The organism is Embleya sp. NBC_00888 (genome assembly GCF_045207655.1).
Classification (GTDB): domain Bacteria; phylum Actinomycetota; class Actinomycetes; order Streptomycetales; family Streptomycetaceae; genus Embleya.
In genome coordinates, this window is record NZ_CP108785.1 from 5,388,681 (window position 1) to 5,413,803 (window position 25,123).

General features: G+C 71.0%; 25 protein-coding genes and 3 pseudogenes. 15 read left to right on the plus strand and 13 right to left on the minus strand.

Annotated elements, in window-relative coordinates; genetic code table 11:
- Window positions 1-1,140 precede the first annotated feature (1,140 nt).
- The gene (locus OG948_RS57945; RefSeq protein WP_331773113.1) at window positions 1,141-1,368 is read left to right on the plus strand and encodes an MFS transporter; all 228 of its coding nucleotides are present in this window, start codon (window positions 1,141-1,143) and stop codon (window positions 1,366-1,368) included.
- A gap of 226 nt (window positions 1,369-1,594) precedes the next feature.
- Here OG948_RS57945 and OG948_RS57950 read toward each other — a convergent pair whose 3' ends face one another.
- From OG948_RS57950 to OG948_RS57965, 4 genes are all read right to left on the minus strand, one after another.
- The gene (locus OG948_RS57950) at window positions 1,595-2,155 is read right to left on the minus strand and encodes a hypothetical protein (protein WP_331773114.1); all 561 of its coding nucleotides are present in this window, start codon (window positions 2,153-2,155) and stop codon (window positions 1,595-1,597) included.
- Between the two features lie 191 nt (window positions 2,156-2,346).
- Window positions 2,347-2,559: a hypothetical protein gene (locus OG948_RS57955; protein ID WP_331773115.1), complete on the minus strand. Its 213-nt coding sequence runs from the start codon at window positions 2,557-2,559 to the stop codon at window positions 2,347-2,349.
- 754 nt (window positions 2,560-3,313) lie between these two features.
- On the minus strand, window positions 3,314-3,877 hold the full coding sequence (locus tag OG948_RS57960) for a hypothetical protein (RefSeq protein ID WP_406300833.1): 564 nt from the start codon (window positions 3,875-3,877) through the stop codon (window positions 3,314-3,316).
- Complete coding sequence (locus OG948_RS57965; RefSeq protein ID WP_331773117.1) at window positions 3,874-4,212, minus strand: PadR family transcriptional regulator; 339 nt, start codon at window positions 4,210-4,212, stop codon at window positions 3,874-3,876. The genes OG948_RS57960 and OG948_RS57965 overlap by 4 nt, the downstream gene beginning before the upstream one ends.
- 435 nt (window positions 4,213-4,647) lie before the next feature.
- Here OG948_RS57965 and OG948_RS57970 point away from each other — a divergent pair.
- The 3 genes and pseudogenes from OG948_RS57970 to OG948_RS57980 form a co-directional block, all read left to right on the plus strand.
- Window positions 4,648-4,722, plus strand: a pseudogene (locus OG948_RS57970) (hypothetical protein); the annotation flags it as partial.
- A gap of 119 nt (window positions 4,723-4,841) precedes the next feature.
- Window positions 4,842-5,399 (plus strand): serine hydrolase domain-containing protein, encoded by a 558-nt coding sequence (locus OG948_RS57975; RefSeq protein WP_331773643.1) that lies wholly within the window; start codon window positions 4,842-4,844, stop codon window positions 5,397-5,399.
- A 158-nt stretch (window positions 5,400-5,557) separates the two neighbouring features.
- Window positions 5,558-5,881, plus strand: a complete 324-nt coding sequence (locus tag OG948_RS57980) for a hypothetical protein (RefSeq protein WP_406300834.1) — start codon at window positions 5,558-5,560, stop codon at window positions 5,879-5,881.
- 75 nt (window positions 5,882-5,956) lie between these two features.
- Here the strand turns inward: OG948_RS57980 and OG948_RS57985 are convergent, their stop codons facing one another.
- Window positions 5,957-7,216 carry a PP2C family protein-serine/threonine phosphatase gene (locus OG948_RS57985; RefSeq protein WP_331773118.1) on the minus strand — a complete coding sequence of 420 codons (1,260 nt, stop codon included), beginning with the start codon at window positions 7,214-7,216 and terminating at the stop codon, window positions 5,957-5,959.
- 381 nt (window positions 7,217-7,597) lie between these two features.
- Entirely contained in the window at window positions 7,598-7,813 is a 216-nt protein-coding gene (locus OG948_RS57990) for a hypothetical protein (protein ID WP_331773119.1), read from the minus strand.
- A 795-nt stretch (window positions 7,814-8,608) separates the two neighbouring features.
- On the opposite strand from OG948_RS57990, the gene OG948_RS57995 reads away from it, so the two are divergent.
- Window positions 8,609-8,911 carry a hypothetical protein gene (locus OG948_RS57995; RefSeq protein WP_331773120.1) on the plus strand — a complete coding sequence of 101 codons (303 nt, stop codon included), beginning with the start codon at window positions 8,609-8,611 and terminating at the stop codon, window positions 8,909-8,911.
- 447 nt (window positions 8,912-9,358) lie between these two features.
- Here the strand turns inward: OG948_RS57995 and OG948_RS58000 are convergent, their stop codons facing one another.
- Complete coding sequence (locus tag OG948_RS58000; protein ID WP_331773121.1) at window positions 9,359-9,577, minus strand: hypothetical protein; 219 nt, start codon at window positions 9,575-9,577, stop codon at window positions 9,359-9,361.
- A gap of 260 nt (window positions 9,578-9,837) precedes the next feature.
- Window positions 9,838-10,293 (minus strand): hypothetical protein, encoded by a 456-nt coding sequence (locus OG948_RS58005; protein WP_331773122.1) that lies wholly within the window; start codon window positions 10,291-10,293, stop codon window positions 9,838-9,840.
- A 128-nt stretch (window positions 10,294-10,421) separates the two neighbouring features.
- Here OG948_RS58005 and OG948_RS58010 point away from each other — a divergent pair, with 128 nt between their 5' ends.
- The 4 genes from OG948_RS58010 (at window position 10,422) to OG948_RS58025 (ending at window position 13,633) form a co-directional block, all read left to right on the plus strand.
- Complete coding sequence (locus OG948_RS58010; RefSeq protein ID WP_331773123.1) at window positions 10,422-11,189, plus strand: FtsX-like permease family protein; 768 nt, start codon at window positions 10,422-10,424, stop codon at window positions 11,187-11,189.
- 815 nt (window positions 11,190-12,004) lie between these two features.
- On the plus strand, window positions 12,005-12,355 hold the full coding sequence (locus OG948_RS58015; RefSeq protein ID WP_331773124.1) for a serine hydrolase domain-containing protein: 351 nt from the start codon (window positions 12,005-12,007) through the stop codon (window positions 12,353-12,355).
- Window positions 12,352-12,486, plus strand: a complete 135-nt coding sequence (locus OG948_RS58020) for a hypothetical protein (protein WP_331773125.1) — start codon at window positions 12,352-12,354, stop codon at window positions 12,484-12,486. The genes OG948_RS58015 and OG948_RS58020 overlap by 4 nt, the downstream gene beginning before the upstream one ends.
- Window positions 12,487-13,312: 826 nt before the next feature.
- Window positions 13,313-13,633, plus strand: coding sequence for an STAS domain-containing protein (locus OG948_RS58025; RefSeq protein WP_331773126.1), 321 nt, complete (start codon window positions 13,313-13,315; stop codon window positions 13,631-13,633).
- Between the two features lie 946 nt (window positions 13,634-14,579).
- Here the strand turns inward: OG948_RS58025 and OG948_RS58030 are convergent.
- The 3 genes and pseudogenes from OG948_RS58030 to OG948_RS58040 all read right to left on the minus strand — a co-directional run.
- Complete coding sequence (locus OG948_RS58030) at window positions 14,580-14,897, minus strand: hypothetical protein (RefSeq protein ID WP_331773127.1); 318 nt, start codon at window positions 14,895-14,897, stop codon at window positions 14,580-14,582.
- Between the two features lie 174 nt (window positions 14,898-15,071).
- Window positions 15,072-16,469 carry a glycosyl hydrolase family 95 catalytic domain-containing protein gene (locus OG948_RS58035; RefSeq protein WP_406300937.1) on the minus strand — a complete coding sequence of 466 codons (1,398 nt, stop codon included), beginning with the start codon at window positions 16,467-16,469 and terminating at the stop codon, window positions 15,072-15,074.
- 177 nt (window positions 16,470-16,646) lie between these two features.
- Window positions 16,647-16,958 (minus strand): annotated as a pseudogene (locus tag OG948_RS58040) (discoidin domain-containing protein); the annotation flags it as partial.
- A 62-nt stretch (window positions 16,959-17,020) separates the two neighbouring features.
- Here OG948_RS58040 and OG948_RS58045 point away from each other — a divergent pair.
- From OG948_RS58045 to OG948_RS58065, 5 genes are all read left to right on the plus strand, one after another.
- On the plus strand, window positions 17,021-17,230 hold the full coding sequence (locus OG948_RS58045; RefSeq protein ID WP_406300835.1) for a hypothetical protein: 210 nt from the start codon (window positions 17,021-17,023) through the stop codon (window positions 17,228-17,230).
- A gap of 78 nt (window positions 17,231-17,308) precedes the next feature.
- Window positions 17,309-17,500: a hypothetical protein gene (locus tag OG948_RS58050; protein ID WP_406300836.1), complete on the plus strand. Its 192-nt coding sequence runs from the start codon at window positions 17,309-17,311 to the stop codon at window positions 17,498-17,500.
- Between the two features lie 9 nt (window positions 17,501-17,509).
- Window positions 17,510-18,568, plus strand: coding sequence for a helix-turn-helix transcriptional regulator (locus OG948_RS58055; protein ID WP_331773130.1), 1,059 nt, complete (start codon window positions 17,510-17,512; stop codon window positions 18,566-18,568).
- 117 nt (window positions 18,569-18,685) lie between these two features.
- Window positions 18,686-19,009: a hypothetical protein gene (locus OG948_RS58060; RefSeq protein ID WP_331773131.1), complete on the plus strand. Its 324-nt coding sequence runs from the start codon at window positions 18,686-18,688 to the stop codon at window positions 19,007-19,009.
- A gap of 157 nt (window positions 19,010-19,166) precedes the next feature.
- Window positions 19,167-19,541 carry a hypothetical protein gene (locus OG948_RS58065; protein WP_331773132.1) on the plus strand — a complete coding sequence of 125 codons (375 nt, stop codon included), beginning with the start codon at window positions 19,167-19,169 and terminating at the stop codon, window positions 19,539-19,541.
- 2,151 nt (window positions 19,542-21,692) lie between these two features.
- Here OG948_RS58065 and OG948_RS58070 read toward each other — a convergent pair.
- Together OG948_RS58070 and OG948_RS58075 are read right to left on the minus strand one after the other, a co-directional pair.
- Window positions 21,693-22,895 (minus strand): FUSC family protein, encoded by a 1,203-nt coding sequence (locus tag OG948_RS58070; protein ID WP_406300837.1) that lies wholly within the window; start codon window positions 22,893-22,895, stop codon window positions 21,693-21,695.
- Window positions 22,896-23,098: 203 nt separating this feature from the next.
- Entirely contained in the window at window positions 23,099-24,130 is a 1,032-nt protein-coding gene (locus tag OG948_RS58075) for an aminotransferase class I/II-fold pyridoxal phosphate-dependent enzyme (protein WP_406300838.1), read from the minus strand.
- On the opposite strand from OG948_RS58075, the pseudogene OG948_RS58080 reads away from it, so the two are divergent.
- A pseudogene (locus OG948_RS58080) lies at window positions 24,060-25,070 on the plus strand (phytoene desaturase family protein); the annotation flags it as partial. The gene OG948_RS58075 and the pseudogene OG948_RS58080 sit on opposite strands and share 71 nt — an antisense overlap.
- Between the last annotated feature and the right edge of the window lie 53 nt (window positions 25,071-25,123).

Consider the following 25,123-nt stretch of genomic DNA (forward strand, 5'->3'; position numbering starts at 1 on the left):
CCGGACGCCACGGCGCCCGGCCTCTCCGGGCGTCTCCTGCACGGTGCGGGAGGCGTCAGCCACGGGGCCGGCCCCGTTGGTGCCCGGGCCGCCGATCAGCGCTTCCGCCCGGTGCCGCGCCCGGCCGATCACTCGTCGCCCGAACCGGACTTCGCCATCCGACGGTGCACCTGCGCCTTCGCGCGATCCGGCAGCACGGTGGTCGCCGCGGTCTGCGCCTTGGTCTCACCTTGACCGTCCCGGGCAGCACCTTGAGTACGGGATTCGTCCGATCGATTGGCGATCCGGAGACCGGGGAAGCGCTGCGTCCCGAGGTCACCACGATGTGACAGGAGTCGGAGGACCGCACGCTTGCCGGTGTCGCCGGGGAGGGCCGCGATCTTCTGGCCAGGCTCCCGGCGGCGGTCGAGCGGAACCTCACCGAGTGAGCCTTCGGATCGCCGCTCACCCGTCTGCTCGCCAGGTCTTTCGGCCCCGTGCGCCCCAAGGGGGTCGCCGGCGCGGAACCAACCCTCCCGTCCCCGGGCGTCTCGGCCACGTTCCGCAGCCCCCAACGCGCCCTGGACACGGGCCCGGCCCCGAGCGCGGAGTGCGAATTGGGCCCGTGAAAGGGAGGCCGTGGGTGTGAGCACGGGATGCGGTGGCCGGCTGGTGGCGATCGTGTTCCGCCAAGGCCACCTGGTACCTCGCCACCAACCTGTCCCGCCCCGGCGGGCCACACGAGGACGAGGCCCCGCACTCGGCCGCCGACCTGAACGAGATCGTGCGGATTTATGGGACCCGTCATGGGATCGAGTAGAGCTATAAGCAGGTCAAGGACGAGTTGGGCCGCGCCCGTGAAACGGGCCTCAATCGGCGGACGATGCGCAAGTACCTGTCCACGGACGCTCCGCCGGGCCCGCCGCGCAAGGCCGTCGGCCGGCCGACGGGTCCGCGGAGGGTGATCAGCGAAGTCGAGCCGATCATCGACGCCTGGTTGCGGCGCGAGGTCTTGTCGAAGGTTTCGGTGATCCACGAACGCCTGGTGAGGAAGTACAGGTTCGGCGGAAACCATCAGCGCGTCGTCTGCACCCTCCACGCGAATTACACGCCGAGGTCGGTTCGGCGTACCAGGGCCGTGACCGGGGCATCGCGTTGGGCGTGTGGGGCGCCGTTTCGGGTGCGGCGGCCGCGCTGGGGCCGATGGTCGGCGGAATCCTGACCGAGCAGGTGGGGTGGCGGTCGATCTTCCTGGTCAACATCCCGGTCGGCGTGCTCACGCTGGTGCTCGCGTCGCGGATGCTGCGGGAGTCGCGCGGGGTGTCGGGTACCCGGGTGGACCTGCCCGGAGCATCGGTGTTCACGGGGCCGGCCGGGGCGCTGACGTAGGGCCTGATCCGGGCGGGGGAGAGCGGCTGGAGCGACCCGGGGGTACGGCTCGCGCTGGGTGGCGCGGTGGCGGCCCTGATCGCCTTCGTGGTGATCGAGAGCCGGGTTGCGGCGCCGATGTTGGATCTCCGGCTGCTGCGGAACCCTTCCTTCAGCGGGAACCTGTTGGCCGGACTCGCCCTGCGGTTCTCGGCGTTCGCGTACTTCCCGCAGGTGTCGGTGTGGCTCAAGTCGCAGCTCGGCCACGGTCCCGTGCGGGGCCGGGCTGATGATGTCCCCGATGGCGGGCGTGGCCTTCGTCGTCGCAGCCCTCGCCGGGCCGCCGCCGCACCCGCACCGTGACGTTTCGGGCCTGTCCGCCGGGCAGCGCGTAGTCGCCCGTCAGGAGCCGATGGGCCATCCACCGGGGGTTGGCGCACACGAGCGCGGCCTTGCCCACCCGATACGCGACGACCTTCCCCAGACTCGACAACGCCGGCTCGAGGACCGCCGCGCGGGACGTGAACGTACCCTTGCCGACCAGCCCGGCCCCGGCCAACAGCTCGAAAAACGTCTCCCCGGACGCCATTTCCTTCTCCAGGGCGTCGAGGAGCGTCGGCGAGCCGGCCACGTCCGCGTGCGTGAGCCGGTGCTCGGGGTGGGACTCGACCAGCGCGTCGAGGGCGGACGCGAGCGTGGGTTGATACGCGAACCGCTCCGCGTCGCCCCCGAGCCGCATCCACAGCTCCTCGGACAACTCGGGGTGCAGGACGCCTCCCGGACCGAACGCGGAGGCGTCGTTGGACACCAGCAGGAATCGCCCGGTGCCGCCCCCGGCACGCCTCGACGGCGGTGTGCCACACCACGATTTCGCCCCCGCCGGAACCGGGGCGCTCCCAGTCCCGCTTCGCGGGCAGCTCGCGCCAGGTCTCGCGGCGCAGGCCGTCGGCTTCAGCGCCTTCGGGCGGAGTCAGGAGCGCGAACACCTCGCGGAGACGGTCACCGCGCCCGGGCCGCCCGCTCCGTGTCGAACGGGGAGAGGTCGGCGGGCCAGTCCGGCACGAGCATGCCGAGATCCTTGACCGCCTTCCTGACCGCGCCGTGCGCCTGGGCCACCTCGTGCCCGTACTTCGCGAGTTCCTCCTCGAGGACGATCGTGGGCAACGCCAGCGGCAGGCCCATGTGTTCGGCGACCGCGCGCAGCGTGGTCACGGTGGGGGAATCGACGGACTGACGCCGAACCACTCGTGTCGAGGATGATCACCCGCCCACCCTACGACCCGACCCACACCGACGAGGGCGCGCCGAAGCCGCGGCTCCGCCCGGATGCCGGCGCGGCCCGCCGCCCCGAATCGGGCCCGATTCATGCGGGTGCCCACCTCGAGGTTTGTCCGGCGGGTGCGGGCCGTCTCGCGTTGCGCTACCGGGGCGTGGACGGCCGGCCGTCCCGATGCCGCTGAAGTGCGGTGCCGCGGCGCAGATCGCCAGGCGGGCCGCGGTGTCGTGCTCGAGGTCGCCGTCGTCGACGGCGCGCCGCAGGTCGTGGGACAGGGCGGTGGCCGATGCAGAGGCGTCTCATCCGCCCGCGACGATCCGACGGGCAGGCCCGTCAGCAGCATTCGGACGGCGGCGGCGATCCGCTCGGGAGCGGGGACCGCGACGGAGAGGAGGTTGTGAGGGCGGGCCACGTGCCCGCAGGCGTCCGCTGTTCCACATCGCCATAGGGATACCTGGTCCCAGGCCAGAATGACCGTGGCCTTGACATACGGCCCGGTTGGCGTCGTCGGTGGGCCTGGCGCGCGACCTCGCCGTCGGTGCCCGCGGCCCGCTGGCACCGCTCGGCGACCATCGAGGCGGCCGAGGAGGCCGGCGCCACGAGCGGCCTGCTGACCGTCGGCCCCGTGGCGGGTCGCCTCCGCGACCTGACCGACGCCCTCGGCCGAGCCCGACGGTGCGCTCTCGGGGGTCAGGCCCCGCTCGGGGCGCCGGGCAGTGCCGGCAGCTCGGTTCCGTCCGCGGCGAACCGATGCTTGTGCAGCGTGCGAGTGCGATAACGCCTGGAGTACAGGGGGTTGAAGATCCCCAGTACGAGTACGGCGAGCAGGATCCACGGCCCGGGTTGGGGTGGAAGCAGGAGTCCGGGCTCCATGAGAGCGGTGAAGCCGGGTCCGCTCAAGACCATCATGAGTACGAAGAGGCCGATGCCCTCCAGATGACCACAGAGGTTTCTGCGGAGGAAGTGGAAACGGCCGAGGGCATCGTCCCGGACCCACATGCGGTACCGATCCGGGACACGCTTGGCGAACAGGCGGTAGGCGAGCCAGTGGTGCAGCGGAGGGCGGTCCCGCAGCCGGGTCAGCAGCCCGCCGCGCACGATGTCCCACGCCTCGCCCATCGACGGCCGTGTCGCGCCGGGCGGGGCGGCGTCGAGCAGGGTGCCGATGAGTTCGGCCTCCCGGGCGTCCCGGTAGCGGGGCGGGTAGGTGCGCAGCAGCAGGCGACTGTGTCTCTCGTACGTGTCGTTCATCATCCCGCCGGGTTGAGTGCGAAGGGAAGGGTGCCGAGCCGGCGCGCGGCCCGCTGGGCGAGCTGTGCCCGTCGTGCGGTTTCGGCGGTGAGGGCTTGGCGGCCCTCGCCGGTCAACGTGTAGTAGCGGCGGAATCGGCCGCCGACGACCTCTTCGCGGTCGAGTGCGACCAGGCCGTCGCCGGCGAGCCGGTCCAGCGCGCCGTACAGGGTTCCCGCGCCCAACTTGACTCTCTCGTCGGAGAGTTCGCGGACTGCGGTAATGATCCCGTAGCCGTACAGCGGCTCGGGGGCCAGTGCGAGCAGGATGAGGTAGCTCTGCTCTCTCAGTGGCTTCATGACTGTTATATATCGCGCGGCGATATATAACGGCAAAAGACAGCCGGGGGGTTGGCACTACCCGAAGTCGGGCGGCCGGCCGGATCGTGCCGGGTGGGTGTGGGCGCGGATCCTGGATCAGGCAACCGACCGGCATCTCCCCCCAGGAGTTGACTCGTGCGTTCATCGGCACGGCACAGGCACCACCCTTCCCGACGACCCCGGATCGGCCGGCGCGGCGCGGTCTCGGCCGTGGCGGCGCCGGCCGCCGGCCTGATCGTGGCGGGGGTGATGGCACCGCCCGCCGCGTCGGCCGCCGGCCGGACGGCGTACAGCGGGGCCTGAACGCGCTGGTCGGGCCCGACGGCTCGCCGGGCGCGCTCGCGAGCGTCAAGGACCGGGACGAGCGCACCCGTACACACCGCGGGCGTGGGCGACATCGCCACCGGCGCGAAGGTGCCCCGGGACGGCCGGGTCCGGGTCGGCAGCAACACCAAGGCGTTCACCGCGGTGGTCGTACTGCAACTGGTCGGCGAGGGCAGGATCCGACTCGACGAGCCGATCGAGACCTACCTGCCGGGCGTGGTCACGGGGACAGGATCGACGGGAACGTCATCACCGTCCGACACCTGCTCCAGCAGACCAGCGGGCTGCCCAACCACACCGAGTTCAACCTGGAACTCCGGTACTACGAGGCGCGCGAGCCGGTCGACATCGCGCTGCGACACCCGGCCGACTTCGCGCCCGGCGAGCGCTGGAAGTACCGCAACACGAACTACGTACTCGCCGGCATGCTCGTCGAGAAGGTGACCAGGCACCCCATCGCCCGAGAACTCGACCGGCGCATCATCAAGCGCATCGGCCCGCGCGACACCCACTTCCCCGCCCGGCACGACAGCACCATCCGGGGCCCGCACCCCAGGGGCTACGACCGGGAGTCGCCGGGTGCGCCGCTGACCGACATCACCGAGATGGACCCGTCGTGGGCGTGGTCGGCCGGCCAGATGGTCTCCACCGACTCCGACCTGAACCGCTGCTACGGCAAGCTCCTGAAGGGCGACCTCCTCGAACCGGTCCAACTCGCCGGGATGCGCGGCAACACCCGCCCGGCGGACGGTACGTTCGAGGATTCCGAGGGTGGCCTTGAGCGCCGACTCTGGGACCACCGGGAAGGTGAGGCGCCGCTTCCACTCCTCGGCGAGCCTTGACCAGTCGTAGTAGGACGTCACGAGGGTGCCGCCCTCGGCCGGCTCCAACCGGTAGCCGTACACGTGGCGGACGTGCGGTCGGATGCGGCCCTCGACGGTCCAGGCGATCTCCTCGTTCGGGACGAGCTTGGTGGCCGCTGTGCCTGGCTGCGCCGCTGTTGTCCTCGGTCGAGATCGTCGGGCCCGGTGGGCGGATCGCCTGGGCTGAACGCGTCCCGGCGTCCGCCCGGGGCGGTGCCCACGCCGACGACACGATCGAAGTCGGTGGGAACCTGCCTTTGATCTTCGATCTGGTGGTTCCCGACGATGCGTTTCTTGGCGGCTTCACCTCGTGGATGGCCACGCAGGCTCTCAACACATCGGCGACACGGTTGCACGTGACGGTCGAGGACCCGGGAATCGCCCGGTTCCGTTCCGCGGCCGGTGCTGCCAACGGAGAGCGGGACGGTCGCCTGGTGGGGTCATCAGTGCCCAGGCACTGAGAGAGGACCGATCCACAAGCGTGTCCGGGTGGCGGCCGGTTGCCTGTCCGGGGCGATTCCTCCCGTGCTCGGTCGTCACCCGGGGGTGGGCGGTTCCGTGATCGAGGGTCGTGATGCTTCGGTGAGGTCGGCGCCGGTGGCGGCTTCTCGCCGGGAGTGGTCGACGCCGTGCCAGTCCAGGCACATGACGGTCGCGTCGTCCTGTAGATGGCCCCGGGCGGCGTCGACGATGGCTCCGACGAGGGCGCGGGCGGCCTCGCGGGGATGCAGCGCGCGGGTGCCGACGATCAGGTCCGACAGGTCGAGACTCGTGACGTTGCGGTCGAGCATGCCGTCGGTCAACATCACCAGCCGGTCACCGGGCCGCAGATCCAGCGACTGCACCCGATAGGCGGGGGCTTCCGATGCTCGGAAACCGAACCCGAACCCGAGACCGAACGGCGGGTCGATGTCCGGAACGATCTCCCGCACCTTTGCGTCCCGCATCCGCAGCGGCCAGGGGTGCCCGGCGTTGACGAACTCGGCCCCGCCGTCGAGGAGGCTGATACGCAGCAACTGGCCGGTGACGTAGGCCTGGCGGGCGTGGTCCCGCATGGCCCGATCGGCCTGGCGGGCCTGTTCGCCGAGGTCGGCGCCCGCCCGCCGGGCCCTGCGCAGGGCACCCACCACGAGGGTGGCCAGCAGCGCGGCGTCGACGTCGTGACCCATGGCGTCGGTCACCGAGAGCTGGACGGTGTCCCGGTCGATCACGTAGTCGAAGGTGTCGCCCCCGACCCGGTCGGCGGGCTCCAGCGCCCCGGCGACCGCGAACTGCGCGGCCTCGCAGGCCAGGGACGCGGGGAGGAGTCGGTGCTGGATCTCCGCGGCCAGACTCAGCGGGGTGGTGCGCCGGCCCCACTGGTACACGTCGGTGTAGGACCGGTTCGCGATGACGATGTACGCCAGTGCGTGCGCGGTCTCGCCGATCTCGCGCATTGTCCCCGCGTCCGGTGCCGCGGGCAGGAACAGTTCGAGGAGCCCGATGGCGTCCCCGCGGTTGGTCACCGGGGCGACCACCTGCACTTGCGGGCCCCCGTCCAGGGCCTCCACGCTCGGGCGCTGGGTGCGGATCACGTCGTCGTACAGGGTGCCCCGCAGCGGGATGCGCCGGGCCGGCTCACCGGTCTCGACGGTGCCCGTCGCCCCCAACCGCACGACCGAACCGCCGGTGAAGTCGGTGATCAAAAACGACACCGACGCGGCCCCGAGGTGCTCCCTGAGCATGCGCGCGACCACGTCGAGCGACTCCACCGGCGCCGCGGCCTCCGCCGCCGCCAACGTCCCCGCCAAAGTCATCGCCCCGCCCCGGTGGCTCCCGTCCCCGACAGGACGAGAGTCCGACCCGCCGTTGGGCCCTTCAGCGGTCACAACGACTCCCACTGCTCGACGACGCCCCGGGCCTATTCCCGAACCTGCGCGACTTTCATGCCGAGCTCGGCACGGGACACGTCAACATTGCACCACCCCCGCAGCCCCGCGGCCCGCCCGCCCGGCCGGCCACGGTGAACGACCACGCGGACGGGAACCCGGATCCCGCGCCTGCGGTGATGCCCGCGAGGGGCTACCGGTCCCGGAGGTCGTGGACAACGAGACCGAGCTTTTGGATGGGCTGGGCGGGATCCTCGTGCCGGATTGGGGCGTCGGAGTGCTCGGGGGTGACCGGCGGGCCTGACTCGCTCACCTGGTGCTCTCCACCCCGGTGAACAGCCGGTAGTGGGGTGCGTGGTGTCCCGGCAGGAGGGCCGGGAGCGGCGGACCGGCGGCCGAGGTCCGCGACACCGTGCCGCCCCACCGCCCGCCGACCCCGGGGGTGACGGCCGCGCCCCACCGCTGCTCGTGGTCGATTACCTCACCACCGAGCGCACGAAAATCTATGCTGGCCGCAGTAGACATCAGGTGCTGGTGTGGTTATGGTTTCTGTCGTAGCCCAGAGAGGCCGAAGGGCCTGGCAGAGACGAACTGCCGGCCGCAGTACCCGTGGTAGCAGTGCGCAATACATGAGGTCGCAGGTGCAGGACGGTGCGCTTGTGGAGTCCCGAAGCCAGGTTGTCGCAGGACGGCGACGGGACTGACGGACGCACCGGGCGGTCCGCAACGACCGGGGCCGCCGTGAGCAGTACCGCAGTTGGGGCAGTCGCAGTAGGCAGTCCGCAGTAGAGCAGTGGAGTAGGTGGGCGGTACCTCGGTGAAGGCGTCGGCTGCGGGCGCGCGCACCGGGAGGTTCGGCAGTGGGGTTCCAAGCCAAGAGCGAGACGCAGGGTCGGCGACGGGGCTGGCTGTCGAAGCGTGGAGAGTGGCGCCGTCACGGGCCACCGGGCAGGACGCATCACCCGCGGCACACAAGAAAGCAGTACCGGCAGTACGCAGAAACCGATAAGGCAGTACCGGTAGTACGCAAGATGGTCACCGAGGAAACAACGAAGGAGTGGAAGCGCCATCGGGATCGCCCGGGCGGAAACCTGAGCCCGGGTACCGCAGGACATCGTCAGTGAGGTGGTCTCCGGTCAAGCAACCGCGATCCCCGCGCCCCCGACGCCCTCCCGGTCGGGTCCGCGGAAACAACGGGCCGGCGCAGTGTCAGGGTCGGCGGATGGTGTAGCAGTTCCTTCGGGGCCCTGGCGCCAACGGCACCAGGGCCCCTCACGCGTTCCACAGACGACAGAGAATGGCGTCACCTGCCGGGCCGCGATGACCGCCGAGGCCGCGGCCCGACCCGACGAGGAACACCGCGCGATGTACCGCCGCTCCCTCGCCACCCCCGACCCCGCGATGGAACCCGTCAACCGCACTCTCGACACCAACCTGAACGCCTTTGTCCTCGAACGCCTCGAAGGACTCCACACCCCCGGTCACCACGTCGGCCCCAACGACCTCGCGCCCGGCCGGCTGCGCTCGGACCTGGACCAGCAGTCGATGGCGAGCATGGACCGCCTGTTGGATCGACGGATCGAGACCGTCGCCGATCGGATCCGGCGCGGCAAGGCGGCATAGACCCGTCCACGGGCCACCGGTGATCCCCTTCCACCGGTGCCTGCGCGACGAACGAGAATGGCTCCGACCGCGCGTTGCCGCGCTCGGAGCCGCTCCCCGTCATCCTCCGCGGGGCACAGCCCGCACAACACGCCGAGCGAATGTGTGGGCCCCGCGAAAAGCACCCGCCAACTGTTGCACCGACCCGGCCCCGGCGCGGGTGGTTCACCCGAACGAGGCAAACGCGCCACCACGACGTCGGCGAACCGAACGGCCCGGGAGCGGATCCGAGACCGAGCCACACATCCGGCCGGGGCGAGCGGATCACCTCCGGTCGGGGTCAACGCAGTGTCGGCCGAGCATGCCATCGGACCCCAAACCCGGCCCCAATCCCCGTTCTCATGTCCATCGCATGTCCAGCGCGGTGAGCGCGTCGAGGCGCTCGGGCGGGTATGTGGCGCGTCGTTGTCACGCGTTCGCGAGGGCGACCCCCAACTTGAACTGGTGCGTTTGGCCGCCGTGTTCGACAGCCTCGACGTGCTTGCGCGGAACGGTGAGGTGCCCTTCCCGCTCCCCGAACGTCGCCGTCGCGGCGAGGGTGAGGGTCCACCGGTCCGCCCGCGCCGCCGCTGCCCCTGCCGTCACCGTCGCGGGCTGCTCCGTCTGTTCGGTGGCTTCGACGCCCACACCCGCCGGCGCCTCTCGCTGCGCCGGTGTCAGGTCCGCCCAGTTGCGTCGTTGCCGCTGAAGCCGTGTTCCGACGTCCTCGCCGCCGACGGTGTACCCGGCCAGGTCGTCGATGCCGCCGCCGGCTTCGGATGTCGCTTCGGTCCTGCAGGCACCGCGGCATTCGACCGGTTCCGGGGCCGGGCCGTGTGCGTCGCCTGCCGCGCGGCGACGCCGATCGTCGCGTACCTCGTCGGTACGCCGGTCACGGTCGCGGCGGCCTACGCGCCGGCCCGCAAGGCCGGGAGGGTCGCGCCGATGGCCGCGTTGCGCGAGGCGCCTCGGGAGCCGGTCCGATCGTCGTGGCGGCGCGTGCTGTCGGGCACGGGGCTCCTCGTCCCGGCCGGGGTTGGGGCCTTCGCGGGCGGCATGCAGGCGTTGATCCCGACGATCGTCTGTTCGTCGGCGGCGTTTGTCGTACTGAGGCCGATCCTGGTCCGCCGGTTGTTGCCCGTGCTCACGAGCGCTTTCCCGGCGAGATGCGGTTCGATGGGTCGGCTCGCCGCGCGCAACGCGGTGCGTGATCCGCGCCGCACGGGATCGACCGCCGCCGCGCTCATGGTCGGCGTGGCCGTGGTGTGCGCGATGTCGGTGATCGGCGCGTCGATGGTGGCTTCGCAATCCGTGCCGGCCGACCGGATGCTCGGCGCCGACTTCGTGATCGCCGGCGACGGCAAGGACCTTGCCGGCAACGCGGGCGACACGGGATTCGGCGACGACGTCGCCGGCGCGGTCCGGGGCGTGCGCGGCGTGCGCGTGGTCGTGAACGAACGTCAGAGCACCGTGCGGGTCTCGCTCCGGCTCGGTGGGGGACGCGCTCACCCACGGGAAGATCGTCGTCGGCGACGACTACGCCGCGCGGCACCGCGTACGCGTGGGCGACACGGTACGGCTGCGCGCCGAGGGCGGACCCGAAGTCCCGCTGACGGTGGGCGCGATCCAGGTCGTGGAACCGCCGGGCGGCAGCATCGGCCGGGTGCGGGGCGCCCCCATGGTCGGCAACGCCACGTTGGACCGGATCGCTCCCGGGGCCCGCGCGACCACGGTCTTCGCGACCGCCGCGTCCGGCGCGGACCGGGCGGCCTTGGGCCGGGAACTCCGGGCCGCGCTGGTCGACCATCCGCAACTGACCTGCCTGGACCGCTCGGGCTTCCGGGCGGCGGCCCGCGACCGGGTCGGCGCCCTGCTGACCGCGGTGTACGCGATGACCGCCCTCGCGATCCTCCTCGCGGGACTCGGCGTGCTCAACACGCTCGCGCTGTCGCTCCTGGAGCGCACACGCGAGATCGGCCTGCTGCGCGCGGTCGGCGCGTCCCGAGTCCAGATCCGCCGACTGATCCGACTCGAATCCCTCGTCATCGCCGGTTACGGCACACTGCTCGGCCTGCTCCTGGGCGTCGGTTGGGGCATCGCGAACCAGCGCGCCACGGCGGCCATGACCGTGCTCGCGATCCCCTGGCCCACGATCGTCGCGGTCGCGATCGGCGCCGCCGCAATGGGAGTCGCGGCAGCGACACTCCCGGCCCGCCGCGCAGCCCGGATGAACATCCTGACGGCGATCGGCGACGGCTGATGCGGCCCTGCCATGTTCCGTGGAGTCCGGGCAGAGCACACCGCGCGGCGCGACGGGGCCGGGTCGTCGCCAAATTCGCAAGACCGCCGGAGACGACCCGCCGGGTCGTCACGGCCGACCGCTCCGTACCGAAGGAGCACAGAGAGGCAGGACGGACATGAGAAGTGGAACGAAGAGGCGCATCGGCGCCGTGATCACCGGCTGGGGACTCGTCGCGGCCCTGTCCATCCCGCCCGCGACGGGGGCCGTTCCCGCAGTGGGATCGCCGACCCGAGGCGGAGACGAACTCCGCCACGCCCTGGACGCCGTCGTCGGCGCCGGTGCCACCGCCGTCCTCGCGCGCGTCGACGGCGACGGGGCACACCGCGCGCTCGCCGCCGGAATCGCGGACCACGCCGACAACACACCGATGCGCCCCGACGCGACCTTCCGCATCGGCAGCACCACCAAAACGTTCATCGCGACCGTGGTCCTGCAACTCGTCGGCGAAGGCCGAATCGGCCTGGACACCCCAATCGAGCACTACCTGCCGGGCGTGGTCCCGGGCGGTCCCGGGATCACCGTACGGCAGGTCCTCCGACACCAGGCAGGCATCCACGACTACGTGTACGCACTCGATATCGGTAGCGAGAACTGGTACCTGCACGGCCGTTGGCAGACCTGGACGGCGAAGGACAAGGTCGCCGCCGGTGTCCGGCAGCCGCCGTACTTCAATCCGGGCACGGGCTACCGCTACTCGAACACCGACTACGTCCTCGCGGGAATGCTGATCGAGAAGGTCACCGGTCGTACCTACGCGGACGAGGTCACCGCGCGTGCTGCGACCGCTCGGCATGACACACACGACCTTCCCCGGCACGTCCGCCACGATCCCCGGACCGCACGCCCACGCGTACGCGGAACTCGTGCCGCAGCCGATCGACGTCACCGAGTTCAACGCCTCCCAGGCCGGCGCGTCCGGCGAAATCCTCTCCACCGCCCGGGACTTGACCCGCTTCATCCGCGCCCTGGCGACGGGCCGTCTGCTCCGGCCCGCGCAACTGCGCGAGATGACCGACACGATCGACGCGGGCGCGCCGTACCGATACGGCCTCGGTCTGGAATCGGAAGTCCTGCCCTGCGGAAAGTCGGTGTGGGGCCACCCGGCGGCGCACCGGGATTCATGACCGAACTCTGGACCACCGAGGACGGCCACCGCAGTGTCGCCGTGTCCTACAACCCACTGGGCCTGAAGCCTGACGACGCCCAACGCCGAGCAGTGGAAAGGGTGTTGGCCGCCGCGCTGTGCGGCCCGTGATCAACGGGGGCGTCGCCCGAGCCGCGCGCCCTCCGACCTTGTGCCGCGCCGGGCAACGTTTGCCTCGTTGTGGCGCCCGGCACGGCATCCGCCCCTGCGGGGCTCCTCGCCGAGCCCGCCGCCCCGCCGCTCCTCGGACGGATGTCGGGCCGCCTCGTGCAGAACGGGGCGGCCCGAGTGCCGGCGACGCGGAGCCCGTCGGTAGGGCTGGTCGTCGTCGGCGCTGCACCTGCATCCCGTGGACTCTACGAGTGGCCAACAGTGCGGTGCCATCCGTGTAGCGGGCGAAGAGTTGCGGCACCCACGACCGCACCCGCCCCCAGATCCGGGCGCAGGGACCCTGGGCGATCAGGGGCTGGAGGTGGGTGACGCGGATGGGCAGGCTCTCGTGGACGGCGCGGGCGTCGACGGGTGAACGGGCCCTGCGTGTCCCTTTGATTCCGCGTCCGGATCACCGGCAGGGAATTCGTCGACGAGGACTACGACGGCACGTTCGACATGACCTCCTGTGGTTGCCAGGGTGACGGCGACCTCACCACACCCTGGTCGGGGCCTTCGGGTCGCTGACGGACGACGGCGCGATCTGCCTGCTCGTGGCAGAACTCATTGGGGTCGGCCACATCGAGCCCGCCGAGGCCGCCCGGGCCGTCCACGCGGCCGGCTTCGGCGAGCCCGCGTTCAAGAGCGCCGCCCCGCACCCGGCGGAATGCCGTCGCGGGAGCGGGGAAGGAATCCTGTGTTGCCGCGTCGCCCCGCGCGGTTTCGACATCGGCTCGTTCGATGGGCCGTGCCCGCCCGTCCCCGGATACATCCCGAAGGACACCCGATGCCCGCGGACCCGATCCTGATCGTCGACACCGTCCTCGCCGGTCCCTTCGCGCTGGTCACACCCGCCGGGGAGATCGACGTCGACACCGCGCCGGACCTGCGACGGGCCTTGCATCGCTGCCTGCACCACCGCTCGGCCGAGCTCCATGTGGACCTGTACGCCGTCCGGTTCTGCGACTGTCGCGGACTCGACGCGTTCCTGAGCGCCCGTCGCCGGGCCCGGGCCCTGGACGCGCTGGTGGTCCTGCACGAGGTGCCGCCGATCGTGGCCGAACTCCTGGACGTCACCGGGACCCGACACCTGTTCACGGTGCTCTGAACCTCGACGGCCCCGGACGTGAGTAATCGGGAAGCGGGAAGTCCCGGCGTGGGAGGAGTTCGTCCGCGAAACCGCGACGCGAATCGCGACGAAGACCACGACCGGACGCGCGGGTTGGCATTCCTCGAGGGCGTCGGCCACTTGGTGCGCGATCTCCGCCACCTGCGGCGGCAGGTAGTCGTCGAGGGTGTCGACGTCCCCGCAGAGCGTGGCGTGCAAGCCGTACAGGCACACCCGGATGAACAGGTCCTGCGGGTCGCTCGACCCGGCGTTCGCCGGCGCCTGCCGCGCACGCAGGCTCGGCTCGCCGATCGCGTCCTCGGACGGGGCGAGCAGGGCCGCGAGACGGGCCCGGTCCTTCGCCTGGGGACCCGGTTCGCGGTCGCGTCGTCGGTGACGTTCGGTTCGCTGAAGCGAAGGACGTCCCGGATGTGGCAGATCGCCTCGGCGGCGAGTTGAATAGCCGCCCGGCGCAGCGGCTCGGGCATCGGGGTGGAGTCCATCTCCCGCAGGCTGAAGTCGCCGCCCGGGTCGGTGTCCGTGTTCCGCCGTGTCGACGTGCTCGTTCACCCGGACAGGCCGGTAGTGACGGAGCCTGGGAAGCCGGGATGGTCACGTTCGGGAGATCCTCTTCCTCTTGTCGCAGGTGCGGAGCTCCGTTCCCGGTCCGTTGCTCGCGGGAAGTCCCCGAGTGTCGGTGCGGTCGGCCGGGTGAAGGCTCCGCTCGGCGCACCAGGTCGTCCAGGACGCTGAGGGCGCCGGATGCCGGCGGGGGCTGTTCGGCTGTGGCCTTGGCCTGTCTTCCGGCGGCCCGAGTCGTGAACAGGCCTGCGGTGACGCCGCCCGACACAGTGGAACCGGTCGTGATCGTGGCGAAGGCCATCCCACTGCGCGGCTACATGTCGGTTGCCGATACGGGATCCGGGTCGTTGCGCGGCCTCTCCCGTCAGGTGCTCGGCCACCAGGCATCGATGTGATCGATTCGGATCCGTATTTTCTGTCGCCGGGCCTTCCCGACCTCCCCTTCCGAGTCCGTGTGCAAGTGCAGGTACGCCCTCGCGTCGTCCTCGACGGAGTGGTTCTTTTCGTACTTCTGCTTCTGGTCCGGGGAGAGTGCTTCCCCCACGAAAGCACTCACGGCGATCACTTGGCCGCTCAGCACGACCCCTCGGACCAGCACCTGAATCCGGTAGGGATCACTCCTGGATTGTTCATCCGAGGCATCGAGAGATATGAATTTCAGCAAAAGGTCTGAATCGGTCATATATGAATTATCCTGGGCTCATCGGACCTGTGCGCGTTGTGGACAACCGGTCCCGCTGCCGGCTCCCGAGCGGGCGGTCCGCTTGGGCGTGCCTCTTTTTCGCGCGGCCGCGACCGTGCCGAACCCTGCATTCGCATCCCCGGTGCGGGTGCCGGCCCCTCCCTCGCCGGCCGATCACGTCGGGGGGTCCATCACGATCGTGCACAGCCCGATCAACGCCACCCGCGCCTCGGACAACAACAGCAGGTCCTCGTAGAGCGCGCTCGAGGGGCTTACCCACGCCTGTTCCCAGGCGGAGGCAGGGTGTTCGGGCGGGCGCCGGCTCATGTCCGCGTCCACCGCCTCGCACCACGGCTTCACGACGGCATGCGCGTCGCAGCAGGCGACCAGGGCCGCCGGCAGCGTCGACGACGCGGGAACGGCGGCGTATTCGACGAGGATCGGCACCGTGACCGCGACGGTCCCGGCGTGGGCCAGACCCCACCACACGAGCGGGTCGTCGTCGGCGCCGGGCTCGAACGCCCCGGGCGCCGGAGGCCCGGTCAACACCCGCCACACCTGGCCGGCGAGGTCGCGTTCCCGCGGCGTTCGGCGTCCACCGCCCGGCCGCGCGTTCACGCCGGGCGTGGTCGGCCGCCATCCATGCCCGGCAGGCGGCGTTCGCAAACTCGCTCGCGTCGTGACCGTCGAACCACTCGAACTCGTCGGGGCGCATGCGCTCAGCGTGCCTGCCCACGCCGAACCCAGGCCTGCCCGCACCGACCAGGTGCTGCCCGACCCCGGCCCAACGCCACCCTCACGCCCGTCCCGGCTCGCGCCGCCCTCTTCTCCCTGTGTCCGGCGTTGCGCCTCCGGTACGTAGTCGAGGATCACGTCGTGGAAGGGCAGGGCGAGTTCGGGGCGGTTGCTGGAGTAGACCCCGTAGAAGGGGGCCTGGGCGTTGTAGTTCAGGTGGATGTCGCCGTGCCGGCCGGCCTGGTCCGTGGTGGTCCAGACGCCGTAGAGGCCGGGGGCGACCTTGCCGGGCCGGCTGGCCGAGCCGATGAAGTACTGGGCCGCGTAGTAGTACTTCTCCAACACCGGGTTGCCGATGTCGATGCTTGATGCCAGCCAGTACCGCTTCCACCAGTGGGCATGCTTCGTTGCGAGTGTGGAAAGCGTGCGTCCGTTCTGCGCGCCCGCCGCCCGGACCGCGTCCGTCTGCACCCCGCCGGGGTTCTTGCCGCCGCCGCTGACGGCCGTCACGATCGTCGCGGTTTGGCCGGGCCGCAGGGTGAACACGGTGCTTGCGGTCGCCCCCTTCACCATCGGCGCCTGTACGGAGTCGGCTCCCAACACCCGAGTGGCCAAGGCGGCCGTCGACAGCCAGTTGGTGCCGGAGGCGGTCGACCGCTGCGCCCAGGCGGTGTCCCCGCTGACCCCGGCGGTCGCCGGGTACGAGGGGGAGTTCGCGCGGGCCCACGTCTGGGCCACCAGCTCCACCGGCGAAGTCCCCTTCGAGGTCACGGTGACGACCAGGATGTTGTCCTCGGCCGCAAGCCAGGTGTCCAACGCCAGTGTGACGCCGTCCATCACGACGGAGGTGGTGACGTGGGCGTCCAGGATCCGCTGCACCTCGTGGAAGGCATCGGGGCTCGGTGCGCCCGGATCCGGCGCGGTCTTCGGCAGCGCGTACAACTCCAACTGACCGATGCGTGCACGGGGGTTGCGGATCGAGTCGTCGGTGGTGCCCTGGGTGGGTTCGGCGATGTACAGCCGCAGGTGGCGCGTGGTGAACGTGGCGACGTTCCGGTCGATCACCGCGGCGGTGTTGCCGGTGACGATGTCGACGTCGGTCCAGGTGCTGCCGTCCCGGCTGGTTGGGACGGCGAGGTCTTTGGTGTTGAATGCCTGGGTGCCGGGGCGGGCGGCTTCGTCGTTGCGGATGACGTACCGTGCGATGGTCTGCTCGGAGCCCAGGTCGAGGGTGATCCACTGGGGCTTGCCGACGGTGGAGACCCAGCCTTCGTAGCCCGGGGCCCACTGGCCGTTGACCGCGCGGTCGGGTGCGAGGAAGGCACTGCTCGCGGTCGCCTTGGCCCCGACTGCGAGATTTTCGCCACCCTGCTGTCGACTTCAGCGTGATGCCGCCGATCGGGAGCGGCTGGGTGCTGCCGTTTCCGTTCCAGAAGTCGCTCTTGGAGATGTGGAACGTCTTCACGCCGACGCTGCCGCCGGAGGTCACGCCGACGTCGCCGTTGCCGAGGAGCGCCGTATTGGGGATCTTGGTCGAGATCGAGCCGCTGTACTTCTGGTCCGTCCACTGGCCCGTGATCGCGGACAGCTTCGCCTGAAGCTTCGACCAGCGCTGCTCTGCGGTCGGAGGCGCTGTCGTGCCGCCGTTGTGTTCGTCCGCCGGCCCGGACAGCGCCGTGGCGGGACTCGCCGACAGCACCGGTCGGGTGACGCACCTGGAGGCGAGCACCGTGGTGCCGAGCCCGCGTACGGTCGCGGGCCTGGGCCGGCGGCCCGGCCCCGAGGCCGAATTCCACGTCCTCGATCTCCCCCACCCCGGCCCCGGGACACCGTGTCCGCTGCCCGGACGCCTGCATATTCAGGGATAATCGGGTGTCATGAGCCTTTCGCTCTTCGACGACAGGCGCTTGGCGCGGGATGTCCATGCCGCGGCGAGCCGGCACACCGGGCCCGATCAGGTCGGGGCCGGGATCTCCCGCGTGGTCGCCCCCATCGTGGCTCACGACGGGCTGAGCCTGCTGGCAACCGACCCGGCAACCGGTCTCGGTCTGGGCAGCTTCAGTTTCTGGCACCAGTACGACCCCGAACTGGTCAGCGCGCTCGTCATGCACCAGTATCTGAGCGGTGACCCGCGGCAACCGGCGGTTCCGGCTCTCCCACGGACTCCGGCTGTGGTCGTGGGCACGGACGCGCACGGGTCGCCGGAACCGCGTCTGCGGGAGATTCTCACCGCGCATGGGGCGAGTTCGGGGTTGCGGCTGCTGCTCCGGGACAGGCACGGCTTGTGGGGGGCTCTCGGGCTGCTCCGCTGCGAGGGCGCGGCGCCGTTCGGTCAGGACGATGCGCAGCGGGCGGCCCGGCTGGTACCGGCCTTGGTGGCCGCCCTGCGCCGGTACGCGACAGCCGGCCCGCTCTGCCCCGAGGTACCCCCTCTTCCGGCGGGAGTGATCACCGTCGGCTCCGACCATCGGATCAAGGCCGTCAGCCCCCAGGCACGCCTGTGGCTGGACCAGTGGTCCGCGCACACCATGCCCGCGTGGGCGCCGCACACCTCCTTCGTCTCGCTCTCCCTCGCCGCCCGGGCGGCAGCGCGTCGGCAGGACGCGTCGGTTCCCCTGGTCTGCGTGCCCCCGGCGGTCCACGGCCGCTGGATCACCTGCCAGGGCCAGGCGCTCGACGCGGACGCCGCCGGCGATGTCGCGCTCGTCATCCAGGGGGCCACGTGGGACCTGGTCCTGCCGTCCCTGGCCGAGTGGTACGGCATCACTGCCCGCGAACGCGACGTCGTCGCACAACTGCGCATCGGGGCGTCCGTCAAGCAGATCGCCCGCCGCCTCGACCTGTCCGCGTACACGGTGAACGACCACCTCAAGGCGGTCTTCCGCAAGACCGGCGCAGACGGGCGCGATGAACTCGTCGCCGCGATAACACGATGAGCGGCCGGACGTACATCCCCGACATCAGGGGGGTCCGGCAGTCGCGGTGCGACCCGACGATGGTGGAGACGCCGGAACATTGGAAGCCGGCGCGCACACGGAAAGGGAACCTCCACCATGCTTGCACTCACCCACCTGGTCAGGACTGGCCTGGCAGTCGGTACGGCAGTCGTGCTGGCGACCGGCCTGACCACCAACGCGCAGGCCGCCACGGGAAATTTCCGGTACTTCAACACCAACGGACAGGAGTTCAGGGTCGCCAACCCGCCGGACAACGTCTGTATCACCCTCCAGGTCCGGGCAACCTCGATGAGCAACGAGACGAACAAGACGGTGAGCGTCTACCTCGGCACGAGCTGCGCCACCTTCGTCACGAACCTGGCCCCCGGCCGCGGGCTGTCCTACGTCGGAGGCCCCCAATCGGTGCGGGCCATCGGTTGAGCGGGCGATAGGAGCCGGCTCTCCGGCGCATCGCCGAGCGGGACCCGTACGCGTGATCCGGTGGGCCGGTCCGGCCACCGGATCACGGTCTTCTCCGGCGGCGTGCACGAAAGGGTGCCCGAGGCGCGCCTTTCCGGAAGGCGAGGGCCGGCAACACGTGACATATGTCGGGCAGCCGGCTGCGGTCCTTGTTCGCCTGGGCGAGGAAGAACGGCGTCGTCTTCCGCAACCCGACATCCCGGATCAGGTCGGCGAGCGGGTCACCACCGTGCTGCAGCCGCTGCCGCCCGCGCTGGTGGCCCGTTCCGCCGAGGCCGTGACCAGCCCGGCCGGGCGTCTCGCCCTCGTCCGGGCCGCGATCCACGCCGCCCGGCCCGGAGCCATCCGCGCCCTCCAATCGGACGACGTCGACCCCGGCAGCCGCCGAATCCTCCTCAACGGATGCTCCCACCCCTGGACGACCTGTCCCGGCAGACTCTGCCGGCCTGGCTGGATCGCCGGCGCCGGCCGAACACCGCCAACCCGCACCTGATCGTCAACATGAACACCGCGCTGGAGACCGGCCCCGATCAGCGGCTGATACATCGACCGCGAGTTCTGCGGCCAAGGAGCCACCCCGGACCGACTCCACGCGGATCGCCGACTCGAAGAAGCCCTCGTCGACGGCCCCGACCCGCTCCACCTCGTCGAGGTCTTCGGCCTGGACGAGAAGACCGCCGTGTCCTGCTCGCCCCTGAGGCGCTGGAAGACCTGCGGTTGAGCGACAGCGAGATCGAGGCCGTCATAGAAGCACCGGCCGAAGCTCTCGCCTCGTTCCGCGAGGACCTCGCTCACGTGCTCGCCTACGGACGCCCGGACGTTGTGCTCGGGCGTCGGCGGTGTGCGGATCGTCCGCCAGTTCGCCACCCGCCGCCGGGTTCGGCCGCCGTTCGCGTCCTTCCTGCGCTCCTCTTGTGGTGGCGGTGTGTGGGTGTGCATGCTCGAACCGTTGTCACCGTGCGGGGAGGGGACGGCCGCGGCCGATACCGGGGCACGTGAACAGCCAACCGGGGGCCTGGCGTTGGACGCGCCGGAGTCGCGTCTGCCGGTGAACCCGTCCGGGGCTGAGCCGTTGCCGGACCTGACGAATCGACAAGGCCCGGTGCCGTTCGCGTTCCGCTTCCTGGTTCCGGGCATCGGCGCCGGCGGCATCCTCCCCGGGGACCTGTCCTACGACGAGGACGCCCAGACCGGCTGCCCGCGCCACCGTCGACCCGGCCGCCGACGTCGGCACTCGGTCGGCCGAACTCGGCCTCCCCGGGGAGCGGTGAGAACGGCGGAACAGCGGAGACATCGCGCCAGCCCGAGTGACTCCTGCGGCGCGTCGGGGTCGCCGGCCGGGACCGGAACGGGAGCTCCGACCGGCCGCCGCGCTCGCGCGACTGCACACACGGGCACGACGCCTGGCGGCGATGGCCAAGGCGATCCGCAGACATGCCGCTCAGGATTTCGTCGAGGTGTGGGGCGATCGACCGCACGGGCAGGTGGCACGCTGTGCACAATGGCTTGGAGTGCCGCCGCCCCCGGGGTAGAACAGCCCATCCGGATGGGCGGCGTTCACAGGCGGGCGCGCCCGGTCGCGATCCGACTCCCCGCCGAGCCCCTGCGTACCCCCACGCCAACCGGGTCCGGAGACGACGGCACCGAGTACGGTCGAGACGGCGCCTCGTTTCTGATCAGGCGAGAACGCCGCAGAACCTCCGGCACGGATCCTAACGGCGACGTCCGGCACAGGGGACGACAAGCACCTCGGGTGCCCGAATTCGACCACCGGTCCCGTCCGCCGGATCCGGATGTCAGGCGCGGCGTGGGCGCGCGGGTCGGGGGAGTCCGCGTCCTGGGGGTCGACGCCGGTGGCGGCGGAGGCGTCCTCGCCTCCGCCGGGTCGGCGGGACGGGCCCTTGGGGCCTCGGTCATGGGTGCCTTTGTCGCCGGATTTCCCGCTCTGTTCCTCGCCGCGTCGGCCGGTGCTCTCGACCGTGTCGCCGGTGACCTCTTCGGTCTCCTCCTTCGACACGGTCCGTCCGGGCCCGGGGGCGGGCGTAGTCGTCGGGGTGGAACGAGCGGTGCGCGCTGTCGTTGTCCTCCTGGTGGGTGGCATTCACGGAAGGGGACCAGCCGCGATTCTCGGCGTCGACCCGGCCGCCGGCGCTCTTGTCGCGATGTTCGTCTGGCCGGTTCTTGTGCGTTGTCATGGCATACCGCGGATCTTCGGCCCCGAGAACCGCATCCGCGCGGAGCGGCACTCCAAGCCCAGTCCGTCGACGCGCCGTTCCCGGTGGTGTCGTGCCTGGGCGATCCCGTGTGGACCGCTTGGCGACTGTGCCCTGGTCCTGGCGTGGGCCGACGGCGAGCCGGCACCTCTCGCCGTAGTGCTTTTCGCTGCGAGCGCTGACCCCGATCGCGGTCGACAGAAGGTGTCCGGCGGTCGGATACACGGGGAGGGGCCGGCGAGCCGGACCGTGGGTCCGTCCGTGCTCTCGCCGAGAGTGTCGAGCGTCGCGGACGGTCGGACCACGACGTAGGGCATCGGCACCAGGAACGCGAAGCCGAGCACCACCAGGACGAGGAGCGGCGAGGGGGACGGGCGAGTTTGGCGAGCCGGGGTAGCCAAGCCGACATGACTGCTCTGGCGCGACGCTGCTCAGTCTCCGACCCGGTGAAGACCGTTGTCCGGGTCGACTTTCGGATCGCTCAGCAGCCGGCCCGCCTCCGCGAGTAGGGAACCGGTCGGCGCCGTCGTCATCGGGCCCGATCGCGCCGCCTCGGGCAGACGCTCGGACAGTACGGAGTGGAGTTCGACGGCTTGGTCCAAATCCTCCCGGACGCGGCGCAGTTGCGTGTCCGGTGAGGCTGTTGCGTCAGGCCGCGCCGAGGTGGTGCCGGTCGTGGCCACGGCCCGTCCGTACTCGCGCACCGCTCGTGCCAGTGCCTCCAGGAAGGCCGCGTAGGGCGCCAACGTTCTGCCGTCCGGGGTCAGGTCCACCCCGTCCGCTCGCGCAGTGTCCCGAATGGTCCTGGTGATCGCGATCGTGCGGGCCGCCAGGTCCTGCAGCGTGGGCAGGAAGCCGTGCTCGATCTCCGGTACCGGGCCATGGCGGTGCCGGCGCGGGTTCATCCGGACGCTCTCGCGCGCGTATTCGGTGGCCGCCCGCAGGTCCTCCCACCGTCGGGAGACCCGCAGTGCTCGCCGATACCGTTCGTCCGTCGCCGACGCGTCCCATTGCTTGCGCAGCCCGGTGGCCGACTCGGCCAGGATCTCCGCGACTTCGTCCGCTACGTCGAGCGCGGCGCGGCGGCTGTCCCGCAGGTGCATCGGCGGCCGGATCAGGAAGTTCACCGCGAGTCCGATCAGGGCTCCGAGGAGTGCCTCCCCGAGACGGTGTCCGATGGTGGCGCCGGTGACCGGGCCGTAGGACAGCACGAACAGCGCGCTGGTCGAGCTGTACATCCCCTTGTCCCCGAACCGTCGCCAGTTGCCGAGCAGCATCGTGATCGGCAGCACCGCCGCCATCGCCCCGATGGTGCTGCCGCACATCACCCAGGCGAGGGCGGCGATCAGTGTGCCGAAGGTCATCGACACCAGGACCTGGAGAGCATGAGCCACCGATCGGTACACCGTCGCCTGAACGAGCACGATCGCCACCCAGGGCGCCATGATCGCCATCGGGGCCCGCAGCCACCACCCTGCCACGGCCCAACTGAGCACCGCCGCGAGCGCGGCCTTGGCCGACTGCCAGACCAGATCCCGCTCGCACCCTGGACCTCGCCACGCGCGGGTCGCCGACCGCCCGATCCCCTGCAGCTCCGCCCCGACCACTGCGGGCGCACCACGAGTCGCCCCCAAGACACAGATGACATCACCCGAGCCTGTCCCGCCGTCCCGATTTGATACCCGTTCTTGTGTCTGGCGGAGTTCGGCCATTCCGGCGCGGGCGACGGTCGGGAACTCGAGCAACGGAGACCGACACTCGACGAACGAGCTGCCGGGGACGTGGATTTCGCAGTCGAACAGCCCGCTGCCCGCGCGTGTTCGCCTTTGATCGGCGCTTACTCGTCGAGTTCTTCGTCGACCACCCGGATGCTGCCGACTTTGGGGTCCACCGCGTCCGGAACGACCAGGCCGGCCCGGACTCCGGACGTCAGGTAGTCCACGACCGGGGCCGTGAGCCGTTCGCCGGGCAGCACGGCGGGGATGCCCGGGGGGTAGGGCGTGAGCATTTCGGCACTGATGCGGCCGACCGCGTCGCGGACAGGCACCTGGTCGGTGCGGGCGAAGAAGGCGTCCCTGGGCAGGAGTACTTGTTCCAGCCGCAGTTCGTGCGGAGCGGGAACCTGGACGCTACCCCGCTCGTCCGCCATCGAGTCGGCGTGTGCCGCCAGGTCTCGGAGCCCTTGGAGCAACTTCTCGGTGGTGTGGTCGTCGTCGGCGTAGGTCAGTTGCGCGCTGATCCGGCGGTGGTCGGAGACATGCAGGTTGATCCGGTGGTGCTCGCGCGGCCAGTCCGCGGCGGTGTAGCCGTTGGGGCCCAGCGTGTTGATGTCGATGATGACCTGGAGCGGGTCGAGGTCGTAGGCACGTTGTGGGCCCAGGAACTCTGCGTGGTCGACGTGCAGGCCGTCGATCTCCTCGATGCTCGTGCGCACCGAGCGGGCCCGACGCAGCGCGGCGTCGAGCAGGCGGTGTCCGTCGGCGACCATGTGCGCGCGCCAACCGTCGAGGGCCGCGTAGATCAGGACGTTGGGGCTGGTAGTGCCGAGAAGGTCGGCGCGGGAGGCGAGGACGTCGGGGTCCACGAGGTCGCCCTGATGGTGGAAGACCGAGCTTTGTTCCAGCCCGCCGCCCATCTTGTGCACGCTGGTCACGCAGACGTCGGCGCCCGCATCCATCGCCCAGGTGGGCAGGTCGGGGTGGAACGGCAGGTGGGCGCCCCACGCCTCGTCGACGATCAGCGGTCGACCACGACGATGGCAGACCTCGGCGATCGCGGCCAGGTCCGCGCACGTTCCCGGCTGCGCACTGCACGCCGATCTGTTGCCGGAGACCGCCCCGAGCGCGGCATACGGCTGGCTCCTGGCCATGCTCGGCCAGCAGTGCGGTTGGCCTGTGCCGGTGGGCGGCGCGGGCACGTTGACCGACGCGCTGGTTCGACGCCTCACCGCCAAGGGCGGCAACGTCCGCTGTGGCTCGCGGGTGACGTCGGTCGTCGTGCGCGGCGGTGCGGCTCTGGGAGTACGTACGGCGGACGGCGAGGCTGTGCGGGCGCGCCGGGCAGTGCTGGCCGACGTCCCGGCGCCGGCGCTGTACGGCGGGCTCGTCTCGTGGGACGACCTGCCCACGCGGCTGCGCGAGGACCTGCGTCGGTTCGCCTGGGACCCGGGGACGTTCAAGGTCGACTGGGCCCTCAACGGGCCGATCCCATGGACAGCGGATGCGGCGTCCGAAGCCGGCACCGTGCATCTGGTCGGCGACCTCGCGGAACTCTCCGACTACGCCGTACAGGTGGGCTCGGGCAGACTGCCCGCCCGCGCGTTCCTGCTGCTGGGACAGATGACCACGACGGACCCCACTCGATCCCCGGCCGGAACGGAATCCGCCTGGGCCTACACACACGTCCCCAGGCACGTCACCGAGGACCTCGGAGGTGGTCTGACCGGACGCTGGGACCTTGCGGAGACGGAAGCGTACGCCGATCGCCTCGAAGCACGGGTCGAGTCCTTCGCGCCGGGGTTTCGCGCTCGGATTACCGCGCGCCGGATCATGTCCCCGATCGCTCTGGAGGTGGCGGACGAGAGCCTGGTCGGCGGCGCCCTCAATGGTGGATCCGCCGCGCTGCACCAGCAGTTGGTCTTCCGCCCCGTCCCGGGCACGGGCGGATCGGGCACGCCGGTCCGTCGGCTGTATCTGGCCTCCGCATCCGCTCACCCCGGCGGGGGTGTGCACGGGGCCTGCGGCGCGAACGCCGCCCGCGCCGCGCTGCGCGCCGATCGCATGGCGATTGCCCGCGTCATCGGCTGCTGACCCCCGCCGGGCACGTCGAGCGCTCGACCGTTTCGTGATCGACGTCGACGGTC

Bases quoted from the DNA above. Each gene is read 5' to 3' on its own strand.
- OG948_RS57995 (WP_331773120.1), top strand. From the start codon at position 8,609: ATGACCGCCGAGGCCGCGGCCCGACCCGACGAGGAACACCGCGCGATG.
- OG948_RS58075 (WP_406300838.1), bottom strand. From the start codon at position 24,130: ATGGCCAGGAGCCAGCCGTATGCCGCGCTCGGGGCGGTCTCCGGCAAC.
- OG948_RS58060 (WP_331773131.1), top strand. From the start codon at position 18,686: ATGCTTGCACTCACCCACCTGGTCAGGACTGGCCTGGCAGTCGGTACG.
- OG948_RS58055 (WP_331773130.1), top strand. From the start codon at position 17,510: ATGAGCCTTTCGCTCTTCGACGACAGGCGCTTGGCGCGGGATGTCCAT.
- OG948_RS58035 (WP_406300937.1), bottom strand. From the start codon at position 16,469: ATGGACGGCGTCACACTGGCGTTGGACACCTGGCTTGCGGCCGAGGAC.
- OG948_RS57985 (WP_331773118.1), bottom strand. From the start codon at position 7,216: ATGACTTTGGCGGGGACGTTGGCGGCGGCGGAGGCCGCGGCGCCGGTG.
- OG948_RS58020 (WP_331773125.1), top strand. From the start codon at position 12,352: ATGACCGAACTCTGGACCACCGAGGACGGCCACCGCAGTGTCGCCGTG.
- OG948_RS58045 (WP_406300835.1), top strand. From the start codon at position 17,021: ATGCCGCCGATCGGGAGCGGCTGGGTGCTGCCGTTTCCGTTCCAGAAG.
- OG948_RS58025 (WP_331773126.1), top strand. From the start codon at position 13,313: ATGCCCGCGGACCCGATCCTGATCGTCGACACCGTCCTCGCCGGTCCC.
- OG948_RS57965 (WP_331773117.1), bottom strand. From the start codon at position 4,212: ATGAAGCCACTGAGAGAGCAGAGCTACCTCATCCTGCTCGCACTGGCC.
- OG948_RS57960 (WP_406300833.1), bottom strand. From the start codon at position 3,877: ATGATGAACGACACGTACGAGAGACACAGTCGCCTGCTGCTGCGCACC.
- OG948_RS58030 (WP_331773127.1), bottom strand. From the start codon at position 14,897: ATGACCGATTCAGACCTTTTGCTGAAATTCATATCTCTCGATGCCTCG.
- OG948_RS57990 (WP_331773119.1), bottom strand. From the start codon at position 7,813: ATGTCTACTGCGGCCAGCATAGATTTTCGTGCGCTCGGTGGTGAGGTA.